This is a genomic window from Massilia sp. GCM10023247 (genome assembly GCF_042653325.1).
Lineage (GTDB): Bacteria > Pseudomonadota > Gammaproteobacteria > Burkholderiales > Burkholderiaceae_D > Telluria.
In genome coordinates, this window is record NZ_JBHSIB010000020.1 from 78014 (window position 1) to 90351 (window position 12338).

Below are 12338 nucleotides of genomic sequence, written 5' to 3' on the forward strand. Positions count from 1 at the left end.
CGGAGGTGGGGCTGTTGCCTGTGCTGTTCGTGGTGTGCCGAATCCGCGCGGGCACAAGTGCCCACCCAGCCCGAAATTCGCGGCGCGCCTTGAACGCATCCCCTCCCTCCTCCTCTATAATGTTCTTTTCTGCAAATCACTCCCTCCCTATCATGGAATTAGCCAAGTCTTTCGAGCCAGCCGACATTGAACAATACTGGCGTGCCGAGTGGGAACAGCGCGGGTATTTCGCCGCCACCCTCGACGCCGACAAACCGTCGTTCAGCATCCAGCTGCCGCCGCCGAACGTGACTGGCACGCTGCACATGGGCCATGCGTTCAACCAGACGGTGATGGATGGCCTGACCCGCTACTACCGCATGCGCGGCCATAACACGGCCTGGATCCCAGGCACCGACCACGCCGGCATCGCGACCCAGATCGTGGTCGAGCGCCAGCTCGACGCCCAGAAGATTTCGCGCCACGACCTCGGCCGCGACGAGTTCATCAAGAAGGTCTGGGAGTGGAAGGAACAATCGGGCAGCACCATCACCGGCCAGATGCGCCGCATGGGTGCCTCGGCCGACTGGGGCCGTGAATACTTCACGATGGACGAAACGCGTTCGAAGACCGTCTCGGAAGTGTTCGTGCGCCTGTACGAGCAAGGCCTGATCTACCGCGGCAAGCGCCTGGTGAACTGGGACCCGAAACTGGGCACGGCGGTGTCCGACCTGGAAGTCGATTCGGTCGAGGAAGACGGCTCGATGTGGTACATCCGCTACCCGCTGACGGATGGCAGCGGTTCGCTGACGGTCGCCACCACCCGTCCCGAGACCATGCTGGGCGACGTCGCCGTGGCCGTCGATCCGACGGACGAGCGCTACACCCACCTGGTCGGCAAGACGCTCACGCTGCCGCTGACCGGGCGCGAAGTGCCGATCATCGCCGACAGCTATGTCGACAAGGAATTCGGCACCGGCTGCGTGAAGATCACCCCGGCCCACGATTTCAACGACTACGCCGTCGGCCAGCGCGCCGGCCTGGCGCCGATCAACATTTTTACGCTTGACGCGAAGGTCAACGAGAACGCGCCCGCCCAGTACCAGGGCCTGGACCGTTTCGCCGCGCGCAAGCAGATCGTGGCCGACCTCGAGGCGCAAGGCTTCCTGCAGGAAGTCAAACCGCACAAGCTGATGGTGCCGCGCGGCGACCGTACCGGCGTCGTCATCGAACCGATGCTGACCGACCAGTGGTTCGTCGCCATGACCAAGCCGGCGCCGGAAGGCACCTTCAATCCGGGCAAGTCGATCACCGAAGTGGCCCTGGAAAAGGTCGCCAACGGCGAGATCAAGTTCGTGCCGGAGAACTGGACCACGACCTACAACCAGTGGCTCGGCAACATCCAGGACTGGTGCATCTCGCGCCAGCTGTGGTGGGGCCACCGCATCCCAGCCTGGTTCGACGAGGCGGGCAACATCGTCGTCGCCCGCGACGAGGAAGAAGCGAAGGCGAAAGCGGCAGCGCAAGGCATCACGGGTGAGCTGCGCCGCGACGAGGACGTGCTCGATACCTGGTTCTCGTCGGCCCTGGTGCCCTTCTCGACCATGGGCTGGCCGGAAGAGACGCCGGAAATGAAAATGTTCCTGCCGTCGTCGGTGCTGGTGACCGGCTTCGACATCATCTTCTTCTGGGTCGCGCGCATGGTCATGATGACCGCGCACTTCACCGGCAAGGTGCCGTTCGAGACCGTCTACGTGCACGGCCTGGTGCGCGACTCGCAGGGCCAGAAGATGTCCAAGTCGAAGGGCAATACGCTCGACCCGATCGACCTGATCGACGGCATCGACGTCGACTCGCTGGTGGCGAAACGCACCGCCGGCCTGATGGACCCGCGCGCCGCGGAAAAGATCGCGAAAGCCACGCGCAAGGAATTCCCGGCCGGGATCCCGGCCTTCGGCACCGACGCCGTGCGCTTTACGATGGCAAGCTACGCCTCCCTGGGGCGCAACATCAACTTCGATCTCGGCCGCGCCGAAGGCTATCGCAACTTCTGCAACAAGCTGTGGAACGCGACCCGCTTCGTGATGATGAACACGGAAGGGAAAGACTGCGGTCAACCGGATGATGCCGATTTGTCGCCGGCCGACAAGTGGATCATCTCGCTGATGAACCGCGCCGAGCTGGAGGTGGCGAAAGGCTTCGAGGACTACCGCTTCGACAACATCGCCAGCGCGATCTATAAATTCGTCTGGGACGAGTACTGCGACTGGTACCTGGAAGTGGCGAAGGTCACGGTCCAGCAAGGCAGCGAGGCGCAACAGCGCGCCACGCGCCACACCCTGCTGCGCGTGCTCGAAGTGATCCTGCGCCTGGCGCACCCGATCATTCCCTTCGTGACCGAAGCGCTGTGGCAGGCGATCGCGCCGATGGCCGGCAAGACGGGCGATTCGATCATGCTGCAGCCCTACCCGATCGCCGACGAAGCGCTGATCGACGAGTCCGCCGAAGCCTGGATGGCCCAGCTGAAGGATCTGACCAACGCCACGCGCAACCTGCGCGGCGAAATGAAGCTGTCGCCGTCGGTGCGCGTGCCGCTGATCGTCGAGCCGGGCAACGAGCAGGATCGTGCCAACATGGCGGGCTTCGCGCCCTTCATCCAGTCGCTCGGCAAGCTCGCCGAGGTGCAGATCGTCGATGCGCTGCCCGAGTCGCCGGCGGCCGTGTCGATCGTCGGTACAACGAAACTGATGCTGAAAGTCGAGATCGACGTTGCCGCCGAGCGCGAGCGCCTGTCGAAAGAGATCGCGCGCCTGGAAGGCGAAATTGCGAAAGCCAACGGCAAGCTGTCGAGCGAGAGCTTCGTCGCCCGCGCCCCGGCGGCAGTGGTGGCGCAGGAGAAGGAACGCCTGTCCAGCTTCTCGGCGACGCTGGCCAAGATGCAGGAGCAGCTGGGTAAGCTGGCTGCGGGCTAAGCTTGCGGACGCGTGTAGCGTGGAGTCCCCGACTCCACGCTTTTTCGGAAACACCTTGCAACTTTTTTATTGCCAAGGTGTACGCACAGTTTGCTACACTGCCTGCAGCGACACTACACAACAACGGAGACACGACTATGCGACCACTGATCAAAGCCAGCCTGCTTGCCGCCATGATGTTCACCTCCGCCGCCTGGGCGCAGAACGCCTCGCCGGTCGGCCTCTGGAAAACCATCGACGACGAAACCGGTAAACCGAAGGCGCTGGTCCGCATCACCGAGGAAAACGGCGCCCTGCAAGGCAAGATCGAAAAGCTGTTCCGCGGCCCGAACGAAGACCAGAATCCGGTCTGCAATGCCTGCACCGACTCGCGCAAGGGCCAGCCGCTGGTCGGCCTGACGATCGTGTCGGGCCTGAAAAAGGACGGCAACGAGTACACCGGCGGCGAGATCCTCGACCCGGCCAAGGGCAAGGTCTACAAGAGCAAGGCGAGCCTGCGCGACGGCGGCCAGAAGCTGGAAGTGCGCGGTTACATCGGCGCGCCGATGTTCGGCCGTTCGCAGGTATGGCATCGCGAGCAGTAAGCCGATTCCGTTTCAACCGAAGCGGCCCGCGTGGCCGCTTTTTTATTCCGCGATCCCATCATGACCCTCACCCAGAGCTACCTCTTCCTCGGCCTTGCCATCGTCGTCGAAGTGATCGGCACCACGGCCCTGAAAGCGACCGACAACTTCACCCGGCTCTGGCCGAGCCTGCTGACCATCGTCTGCTACGCCGCCTCCTTCTACCTGCTGACCTTCAGCCTGCGCGTGCTGCCGACGGGGATCGCCTATGCGATCTGGTCGGGTGTCGGCATCGTGCTGATCTCGGCCGTGAGCTGGGTCGTCTACAAGCAGAGCCTGGACCTGCCGGCCCTGATCGGGGCTGGGGATGATCATCGGCGGGGTGCTGGTGATTAACCTGTTTTCGAAGAGCGTCGGCCACTAGGGGGCCGTCGTTGCCCGCTCAGCGGCGCAGCAGCTTGAGGACGGTCTCGATCAGGTAGGGTTTCGCCGCATAGCGGTACGACCGGTGGCCCGCCATCAATGCCGGCGCCGTGTAGCCGGAGCACAGCACGACCTTGACCGAGGGGTAGAGGCAACCGATCGCCTCCGCCAATTGCAGCCCCGTCATCCCGGGCATCATCACGTCGGAGAACACCGCGTCGATCTCGGGGTCGTGCGCCAGGATGTGCAGCGCCTCTCGTGCGCCATAGGCGACCCGCACGTCGAGGCCATGGCCGCACAGCAAAGCGGCGGCCAGGTCGGCCAGGTCGCGCTCGTCGTCGACCACCAGCACCTTGCGCGGATCGGGGCTGCCGGCCGGATCTTCGTTCACCCCCGCGACAACCCCGGGAAGCCGGATGCCTTCGGGGGCACTACTTGCATGGAGCGGTGCCATATTGCGGCCGATAAAGCCGTGCAGTCGGCATTCTGTCATTAATTTGATGACCTTTATATTCCTCGATTCCGCGCGGTCGCCCGGATCGGGTTTCTGCATAATAACAGTTATTGCCTCTATTTACAGAAAAGCAAAATTAACAGAAAAGCAAAAGTTCGCAAGTACCCAAATAAACCCGAAATCATTAGGACATTCCGGGAAATGCCTGTATCTTCCATCTCGCACTACATCAAGTCGTTGTTATTGTTGGTCTTTCTTTCCCGTCTCGCCTTTCGGCGGTCCTGTTTGATTTCCTCCCGTTACACCCGCTCTTGGTCGAATGTGCCGGGCATTGTTGCCCATGCAAATTTAAAAAGGAATGGTCATGACTACTCAAACTGGCACCGTCAAATGGTTCAACGACGCCAAGGGCTTCGGCTTCATCACGCCTGACGCAGGCGGCGGCGACCTGTTCGCCCATTTCCAGGACATCCAGTCGGAAGGCTTCAAAAGCCTGGCCGAAAACCAGCGCGTTTCGTTCGTGCGCTCGACCGGTCCTAAAGGCGAAAAAGCCGGCAATATTTGCGCGATTTAATCGGCAATCGTGATTGGCGCGCACTACGCAACTAGCGTGGGCGAGGCCGCAGCGAAAAAAAGCCCGCCAACCGGCGGGCTTTTTTTGCATGCGCGCTCAAGCGAGTGCGTTATCGATCGTCATCGCCCCCGTCCGTCTTGCCATTGGGCGTAATGCGCAGGATCGACAGGATGACGAGCGCGATCAGGGCACTGACCACCGCCGTCGCCTCGCGCCCCATGCCGGCGGCGATGCCGACGGCCGCGGTCAACCAGACGCTCGCCGCCGTGGTCAGGCCCTTGATGTCGTTCTTGTCGGTCTGCTTCAGGATGGCGCCCGCGCCGAGGAAGCCGATGCCGGCCGTGACGCCCTGCAGCACGCGCGACAGGTCGCTCACTTCCATCCCCGCCTGCAGCGGGATCAGCACGAACAGCGCCGAGCCGAGCGACACCAGCATATGGGTGCGCAGTCCGGCCGAGGCGCCGACCGATTCGCGTTCGTAGCCGAGCAAGCCGCCGAGCAACACCGCGACCAGCAGGCGCACGATGAGGCGCGTGATGTCCTCCACGTTGCCGAGGTCCGAAAATTCCTGCTGTATCGTGATCCAACTTTGATCCAACCACACGGCGCTGCTCCTCTTGCGTATCCACCAGAAATAATGGCAGAAAAGCAAAAACAACGGCGCAGCGCTCAGCCGGGAACGCGGAGCGACTTTTCTAAGCCAGCCTGCAGCCGTGAGCGCTTGACACAGGCTTCAGGGCAAGGCGCGTCGTCGAAGACAGTACGCAAGTACGGCAAGACGACGCAACGCAGCCATGAGGTCTGTGTCAAGCGCTCACAGCCAGCCGGCGTCGCGGGCGAGGCGATAGGCCTCGATCCGGTTAGTGGCGCCGAGCTTGCTGATCGCTTCGGACAGGTAGTTGCGCACCGTGCCTTCGGACAGGTGCACCTGGCGCGCGATGTCGGCGCTGCTGCGGCCTTCGCCGGCCAGCCGCAGCACTTGCCGTTCGCGTTCGGACAGCGGGTCCTGGGCGCCGCCCCAGCTCTCCAGCGCCAGTTCGGGCGCGACCGCGCGACCGCCCGCGTGCACCTTGCGGATCGCGGCGGCCAGTGCGTCGGCCGGCGCATCCTTGAGCAGGTAGCCGCGCACGCCGGCCGCCAGCGCGCGCCGCAGGTAGCCGCTGCGGCCGAAGGTGGTGACGATCACGACGCGGCTGGCCGCGCCGCGTTCGCCGAGGCAGGCGGCCAGTTCCAGGCCCGTCATATGCGGCATTTCGATATCGGTCAGCACGATGTCGGGCGCCAGCTTCGCGCACAGCGCCAGTGCTTCCCTGCCGTCGGCGGCCAGGCCGACCACCTCGAAATCGGGCTCGAGGCCGAGCAGCGCCGCCAGCGCGCCGCGCACCAGGGCCTGGTCTTCGGCGATCAGGATGCGGATCACGCGGGCACCCGCAGTTCGAGCGACAGGCCGGCTTCGGCCCGCAGGGCCAGCTTGCCCCCCAAGGCCGCGGCCCGCTCCTGCATGCCGGCCAGGCCGTTGCCGGGCCGCGGCGCGACGCCGCCGCGCAGGCGTTCGCCATCGTCGGCGACGCGCAGCACCACGCTGTTGTCTTCGCGCCCGAGCGACAGCCGGCAGCGGCGCGCGCCCGCGTGGCGCACCACGTTCGTCACCGCTTCGCGCAGCGCCAGGGCCAGCACGTGCTCGGTGGCGGGCGCCACGTCGATGCGGTCGACCTGTTCGACCAGTTCGACCCCGGCTGCCGCCAGGCTGGCGCGCGCGCCCGCCAGCGCGTGGGCCAGGCCGCTCTCGCGGTAGCCGCTGACGGCGGCGCGCACTTCGGCCAGGGCCTGGCGCGCGCTGGCCTCGATGTCGCCGATCTCGCGCGCGCAGGCCTCACTGTCGCGGTGCACCAGTTTGCGCGCCAGTTCGGCCTTGAGCGCGATCAGCGACAGCGAGTGGCCCAGCAGGTCGTGCAGGTCGCGCGAAATGCGTTCGCGCTCGGCGATGGTGGCCATGTGCTCGACTTCCTCCTGCTTGCGCAGCAAGGCCTGGCGCGAGCGGCGCAGGCGCGCATCCATGACCGCCCCGAGACCCACGGGCAGGCTGATGGTCAGGATCGGCATCAGGAACAGGAAGCGCATCTGCGCCTGCGCGACCTGCAGCGAGGCGAGCAGGCCGAGTGCGATCACGCAAGCGATCGCCAGCATGGCGTAGCGCATGGCCGCGATCCCGGCAGCGGCCGCGCAGGCGAAGATGAAAAAGGTGGCGGCGCCGATATTCCAGCGCACCCAGAGGGCGCCGATCAGGCAGCCCGCCAGCATGCAGCCGACCGACTGCCAGTCGCGCGCCCAGTAGGTCGCGAAGTACAGCGGCACGAACACCGCCAGGGTCAGCGCCAGCAGCGCCGCCTCGACGGCGGTGGGCGGCACGTAAGCGTACTTCCAGCCCATGTATCCCAGGCTGAGCAGCCAGAAGTACGGCATCCTGCCCTGCTCCGGGGGCAGCCACGGCCCCGCCCACAGTCTTGCTATCGCCTGGCTGATCCTGTTCATCGCTCTTTTCGTCGGTTATCGTTATTCGGCCAGCAGGCGCACGTCGGCAATCTCGAAACGGTAGTCGCCCGGCTGCGGGCCGGCGTTGAATCCTAACATGGTGACCGCTGCCGGATCGATGCCTTTGAGCTCGCTGAAAGGAACGCTCACCTCGAGCCATTCCGGCCCGGCGACGAAGCTCTTCGCGCCCGGAATCTGCACACCCTGCGACATCGCGATCAGCTGGTAGCGCTTGCCGTCGCCGCGCACCTTGAAACGCACGGTCCTGGCGGCCGACAGGTCGACCGCCTGCATCGGCTGCGCCCCCGGCATGAAGGCCACGCCGGCCCAGGCAAAGGGCAGGCCCGGCGCTACCTTGGCCTCGATCGCAAGCGGCACCTGGCCGTCCGCCAGCGCGGGCCCGGCCGCCAGGGCGACGGTCGATTTGCCGCCGGCGAAAGCGTCGGTCGACGGTCCCCATCCCATGCCGAACGGGCTGGCCAGCTGCTTGTCGCTGAACTGGCTGATACGGCCGCCGGGCGGCAGTGCGAGGGCGCCCTTCCCCTGCTGCGCGTCCTGCGCCGCCTTCGCGACCCGCTCGCGCTGGGCTTCGCGCAGGCCGTTCGCGCTTTCTCCATCCTTCCAGACCTCGACGATGCGGCGCGTGGCCAGGATGTCCGCCGCCGGGTTGCCCTCGACCAGCAGCAGGTCGGCCTTGTAGCCCTGCGCGATGCGCCCGCGCCGGCCCAGTTTGAACACCTGCGCCGGCACGCTGGTGGCGGCCGCCAGCGCCTGCGCCGGGCTCAATCCCGCTTCGACCAGCGCCGCCAGTTCACGGTGCATGCTCACGCCGAACTGGGTGCCTGGGTTGCCGGCGTCGGTCCCGGCCAGCACCGGCACGCCGGCCTTGACCAGCGCCGCGGTGACGGCTTTGGGCGCGGCCAGCTTTTCCGCGCGCGCCCGGTTGCCGTAGCGCGCCTTGAGCGATGCCTGGCCATCCTTGTCGAGCAGGCCGGCCAGGCTCGGGTCGGCCAGCAGGTCGTCGCCGCGCACCCCTGCCATGCTTTCCAGCACGGTGAAGGTCGGGATCACGAAGGCACCGCGGCGCGCGGCCAGCTGCGCCAGGCCCTGCGCGTCGCTCGACTCGCCAGGGAACAGGTGCACCAGGCCGTCGGCGCCTGCCGCGAGGACGGCGCGCGCATCCTTCTCGTTGCCGATGTGGACGACAGCGAGCTTGCCGCGCCTGTGCGCCGCCTCGATCACGGCTTTTGTGGTTGCCAGGTCGAGCGACGGGAAGCCGTAGCCGCTTTCCATGACGATCTTGATGAAATCGGAACCTTCGGCGATGCGCGCATCCACGAACCCCTGGGCCTGCTCCGGTTTGGTGATGGTGGGGATGGCGATGCCGAACTGGGTACCGTGGCCGTTCGGGGCAGTGACCAGGGTGCCGGCCGAGAACAGGTCGGCGCGGCGGGGGTTGCCGCCCTGCGCCATCTCCGCCTTCGCTTTCTTCAGCATGCCGATCTCGGTGAACATGTCGACCTGGGTCGTCACGCCGAACAGTACCGGCAGTTCCTGGGCGCGGAAGGCGTGGGTGTGGGCGTCGATCAGGCCGGGCAGCAGCGTGCGGCCGCGGCCATCGACGACGCGGCTGCCGCCTGGAGCCGCGCCGCGGAAGTCGGCATCGACAATGGCGCCGTTCTCGAACAGCACCGAACGACGCTCGTGCACGCGTTGACCGTCGAAGACGCGCACGTCGCGCACCAGGGTGGCGGCGGCCATGGCACTCGCACAGCAGGCCAGGCCGGCTGCGAGCAATAGGGTGTGAAGGACGTTTGGTTTCATGTGGCTCTCCCAGTGGGTTGGTATGAGCCGAGTATCTGCTGCCGGCGCAGGGCGCGACAGAAGCGGTTGCCACTAGAATGGCATGACAAATGTCACGTACGTGGACGGTGCCGCGCCAGGTGGCGGTCGAGGGCGTTGGCGAACTGCTGGCGGTCGGCCTGGCTGAAGGCGGCCGGGCCGCCGGTGTCGACGCCGCCGCTCCTGAGTTCTTCCATGAAGGCGCGCATCGTCAGTTGCTGGGCGATGGTGTCCTTCGTATAAAAATCCCCGCGCGGATTGAGGGCGTAGCCGCCCTTCTCCAGCACCTGCGCCGCCAGCGGGATGTCGCCGGTCACGACCAGGTCGCCCGGGTTCATGCGCGCGACGATCTCGGCGTCGGCCACGTCGGCCCCGCTCGGCACCTGTACCGAGCGGACGTATTTCGAGCCGGGCACGCGCAGCAGCTGGTTCGCCACCAGCGTGACGGGGATGTGCGTGCGTTCGGCAACCCGGTACAGGATGTCCTTGATGACGGCGGGGCAAGCGTCGGCGTCGACCCAGATCTGCATCGCGTGGGCGGCGTCCGCGCTCAACGCAGATTGTCCCAGAGGTCGCCCGTCGGGCTGATGCGCGGCGCGGCGACGCCGAAGTGCTGGTACGCCGCCGGGGTCGCGATGCGCCCGCGCGGGGTGCGCTGCAGGTAGCCCTGCTGGATCAGGTAGGGTTCGAGCACGTCTTCGATGGTGTCGGCCGCTTCACCAATAGCGGCCGCCAGGTTGCCGATGCCGACCGGCCCGCCGCCGAACTTGAAGAGCACCGCCTCCAACAGCTTGCGGTCCATGACGTCGAAGCCGACCGAATCGACGTCGAGCATTTTAAGGGCCAGGTCGGCGATGTTCTTCGTGATCTCGCCGTTCGCCTTGACTTCCGCATAGTCGCGCACGCGGCGCAGCAGGCGGTTCGCGATACGCGGCGTGCCGCGCGCGCGCAGCGCCACTTCGCGCGCGCCGTCTTCCTTGATCGGCGCTTCCAGCAGCGCGGCGCTGCGGGTGACGATCTTGGTCAGCTCCTCGACGTTATAAAACTCGAGGCGGGCGACGATGCCGAAGCGGTCGCGCAAGGGATTGGTCAGCATGCCCGCGCGGGTGGTCGCGCCGACCAGGGTGAACGGCTGCAGGTCGAGCTTCACGGAACGGGCGGCAGGCCCTTCTCCGATCACGATGTCGATCTGGTAGTCTTCCAGCGCCGGGTACAGGATTTCCTCGACCACCGGGGACAGCCGGTGGATCTCGTCGATGAACAGCACGTCGTTCGGCTCGAGGTTGGTCAGGATGGCCGCCAGGTCGCCCGGGCGCTCCAGCACCGGGCCGGAAGTCTGGCGCAGGTTGACGCCCATCTCGCGCGCGATGATGTGGGCCAGCGTGGTCTTGCCGAGGCCCGGCGGGCCGAACAGCAGCGTGTGGTCGAGCGCCTCGCGGCGCTTGCGCGCGGCGTGGATAAAAATTTCGAGCTGGTCGCGGATCTTTTCCTGGCCGACGTATTCGTCGAGCTGCTTCGGGCGCAAGGCGCGCTCGATCGCCTCCTCGTTGGGCGAGCTTGGGGCGGCGTCGATGACCCGCTGCTCGGTGAAATTGTCGGTCTGGATGCTCATTGTTTATCTCGATAATGCAGGGGGCCTCAGCCTTTCGACAGCGCCTTGAGGGCAAACTTGATGCCGTCCGACACGGTCGCGCCGGCCGGCAGGTTCTTGGTGGCCAGCAGCGCTTCCTTGTCAGAATACCCCAAAGCCAGCAGCGCGTTGAGGACGTCGGACTGGGTGTCGTCGCGCGGGGCGCCAACCGTGCCGAGGTCGGCGCCGATCTTGCCCTTCAATTCGAGCAGCAGCCGCTCGGCGGTCTTCTTGCCGATCCCGGGAATCTTGACCAGGCGCCCTGCTTCCTGCAGCGTCACGGCCTGCGACAGGTCGGCGACGGTCATGCCCGACAGGATCGACAAGGCCGTGCGCGCGCCGACGCCGGTGATCTTGATCAATTGGCGGAACAGGGCGCGCTCGCTGGCGGTACCGAAGCCGAACAGCAAGTGGGCATCCTCGCGGATCGCCTGGTGGGTGAACAGCACCACCTTTTCGCCCGTGTGCGGCAGGTTATAGAAGGTGCTCATCGGCACGTCGACCTCGTAGCCGACGCCGTTGCAATCGACCAGCAATTGCGGTGGAGTTTTTTCCAGCAGGATTCCGGAGAGACGACCAATCATGGTTGACCTTTATTCTCAGTTGTTCTCAGTTGTTCTCAGTTAGACCAGGCGGCCGCGCTTCATGCGCAGCGTCGCCATCTGCGGGGCCAGCGCACCGACCAGCGCCAGCGTGTCGTGGGTATGGGCATGGCAGATCGCCACGCCGAGGGCATCGGCGGCATCGCTGCCCGGGATGCCCGGCAACATGAGCAGGCGCGCCACCATGTCCTGCACCTGCGGTTTCGCCGCCTTGCCGGTGCCGACCACCGATTGCTTGATCTGGGTCGGCGAGTACTCGGCCACGTCGAGATCCGCGCCGACCAGGGCGCTGATGGCGGCGCCGCGCGCCTGCCCCAGCAGCAGGGTCGACTGCGGATTGACGTTCACAAACACTTTTTCGATGGCCGCACAGGTCGGCTGGTAGGTGGCGACGATCTCGCGCACGCCCTGCAGGATGATTTTAAGGCGCGGAGGCAAGGCGCCCTCCAGGCCGGTCTTGATGGTGCCCGACGCAATGTAGCGCAGCTTGCTGCCGTGTTTTTCAATAACCCCGAAGCCGGTCGTGCGCAGGCCTGGGTCGATGCCGAGAATAATCATTATCGAATGTTATACCGGCCAGCAACGGTCGTGGGGAAAATACTGTGTAAAAACACAGTTGAGGTAGGTTTTGTGGTGCCGACGTTCGAACCACCCATACCCTCATTGGAGGGATGTAGGGTGGGCGGGTTCCCCGCCCACGCGTTCAACAGCCCCGTGCAAATCCGGATTCGATTCGCACCCGTGCGTTGAACGCGTGGGCGGCACGA

Annotated in this window: 12 protein-coding genes and 1 pseudogene; 4 read left to right on the forward strand and 9 right to left on the reverse strand. The window is 65.7% G+C overall.

Features of this window, described 5'->3' with window-relative positions; translation table 11 throughout:
• Positions 1-152: 152 nt before the first annotated feature.
• From ACFPAH_RS15815 to ACFPAH_RS15825, 3 genes and pseudogenes are all read left to right on the forward strand, one after another.
• Complete coding sequence (locus ACFPAH_RS15815) at positions 153-2951, forward strand: valine--tRNA ligase (RefSeq protein WP_379747187.1); 2799 nt, start codon at positions 153-155, stop codon at positions 2949-2951.
• Between the two features lie 137 nt (positions 2952-3088).
• Positions 3089-3535 (forward strand): DUF2147 domain-containing protein, encoded by a 447-nt coding sequence (locus ACFPAH_RS15820; protein WP_379747189.1) that lies wholly within the window; start codon positions 3089-3091, stop codon positions 3533-3535.
• 60 nt (positions 3536-3595) lie between these two features.
• Positions 3596-3938, forward strand: a pseudogene (locus tag ACFPAH_RS15825) (SMR family transporter).
• A gap of 18 nt (positions 3939-3956) precedes the next feature.
• Here the strand turns inward: ACFPAH_RS15825 and ACFPAH_RS15830 are convergent.
• Complete coding sequence (locus tag ACFPAH_RS15830; RefSeq protein WP_379747191.1) at positions 3957-4328, reverse strand: response regulator; 372 nt, start codon at positions 4326-4328, stop codon at positions 3957-3959.
• A gap of 427 nt (positions 4329-4755) precedes the next feature.
• On the opposite strand from ACFPAH_RS15830, the gene ACFPAH_RS15835 reads away from it, so the two are divergent.
• Positions 4756-4965: a cold-shock protein gene (locus ACFPAH_RS15835; protein ID WP_379726014.1), complete on the forward strand. Its 210-nt coding sequence runs from the start codon at positions 4756-4758 to the stop codon at positions 4963-4965.
• A gap of 109 nt (positions 4966-5074) precedes the next feature.
• Here ACFPAH_RS15835 and ACFPAH_RS15840 read toward each other — a convergent pair whose 3' ends face one another.
• From ACFPAH_RS15840 to ruvC, 8 genes are all read right to left on the reverse strand, one after another.
• Complete coding sequence (locus tag ACFPAH_RS15840) at positions 5075-5569, reverse strand: MgtC/SapB family protein (protein ID WP_379747193.1); 495 nt, start codon at positions 5567-5569, stop codon at positions 5075-5077.
• 210 nt (positions 5570-5779) lie between these two features.
• Positions 5780-6385, reverse strand: a complete 606-nt coding sequence (locus ACFPAH_RS15845; protein WP_379747195.1) for a response regulator transcription factor — start codon at positions 6383-6385, stop codon at positions 5780-5782.
• Entirely contained in the window at positions 6382-7497 is a 1116-nt protein-coding gene (locus ACFPAH_RS15850) for a sensor histidine kinase (protein WP_379747197.1), read from the reverse strand. Before ACFPAH_RS15850 ends, ACFPAH_RS15845 begins: the two co-directional genes overlap by 4 nt.
• 21 nt (positions 7498-7518) lie before the next feature.
• Positions 7519-9321, reverse strand: coding sequence for a CIA30 family protein (locus ACFPAH_RS15855; protein WP_379747199.1), 1803 nt, complete (start codon positions 9319-9321; stop codon positions 7519-7521).
• Between the two features lie 92 nt (positions 9322-9413).
• Positions 9414-9869, reverse strand: coding sequence for a YaiI/YqxD family protein (locus tag ACFPAH_RS15860; RefSeq protein ID WP_379747310.1), 456 nt, complete (start codon positions 9867-9869; stop codon positions 9414-9416).
• Positions 9870-9889: 20 nt separating this feature from the next.
• Positions 9890-10951: a Holliday junction branch migration DNA helicase RuvB gene (gene ruvB / locus ACFPAH_RS15865; RefSeq protein ID WP_379747201.1), complete on the reverse strand. Its 1062-nt coding sequence runs from the start codon at positions 10949-10951 to the stop codon at positions 9890-9892.
• Positions 10952-10977: 26 nt separating this feature from the next.
• Complete coding sequence (ruvA, locus tag ACFPAH_RS15870; protein ID WP_379747203.1) at positions 10978-11553, reverse strand: Holliday junction branch migration protein RuvA; 576 nt, start codon at positions 11551-11553, stop codon at positions 10978-10980.
• 39 nt (positions 11554-11592) lie between these two features.
• A complete protein-coding gene (gene ruvC, locus ACFPAH_RS15875; protein WP_379747205.1) occupies positions 11593-12129 on the reverse strand; it encodes a crossover junction endodeoxyribonuclease RuvC in 537 nt (178 codons plus the stop codon).
• Positions 12130-12338: the final 209 nt, after the last annotated feature.

Excerpts from the sequence above, each read along its gene's own strand:
- ACFPAH_RS15815 (WP_379747187.1), top strand. The coding sequence starts at position 153 with ATGGAATTAGCCAAGTCTTTCGAGCCAGCCGACATTGAACAATACTGG.
- ACFPAH_RS15820 (WP_379747189.1), top strand. The coding sequence starts at position 3,089 with ATGCGACCACTGATCAAAGCCAGCCTGCTTGCCGCCATGATGTTCACC.
- ACFPAH_RS15835 (WP_379726014.1), top strand. The coding sequence starts at position 4,756 with ATGACTACTCAAACTGGCACCGTCAAATGGTTCAACGACGCCAAGGGC.
- ACFPAH_RS15850 (WP_379747197.1), bottom strand. The coding sequence starts at position 7,497 with ATGAACAGGATCAGCCAGGCGATAGCAAGACTGTGGGCGGGGCCGTGG.
- ACFPAH_RS15855 (WP_379747199.1), bottom strand. The coding sequence starts at position 9,321 with ATGAAACCAAACGTCCTTCACACCCTATTGCTCGCAGCCGGCCTGGCC.
- ACFPAH_RS15860 (WP_379747310.1), bottom strand. The coding sequence starts at position 9,869 with ATGCAGATCTGGGTCGACGCCGACGCTTGCCCCGCCGTCATCAAGGAC.
- ruvB (WP_379747201.1), bottom strand. The coding sequence starts at position 10,951 with ATGAGCATCCAGACCGACAATTTCACCGAGCAGCGGGTCATCGACGCC.
- ruvA (WP_379747203.1), bottom strand. The coding sequence starts at position 11,553 with ATGATTGGTCGTCTCTCCGGAATCCTGCTGGAAAAAACTCCACCGCAA.
- ruvC (WP_379747205.1), bottom strand. The coding sequence starts at position 12,129 with ATGATTATTCTCGGCATCGACCCAGGCCTGCGCACGACCGGCTTCGGG.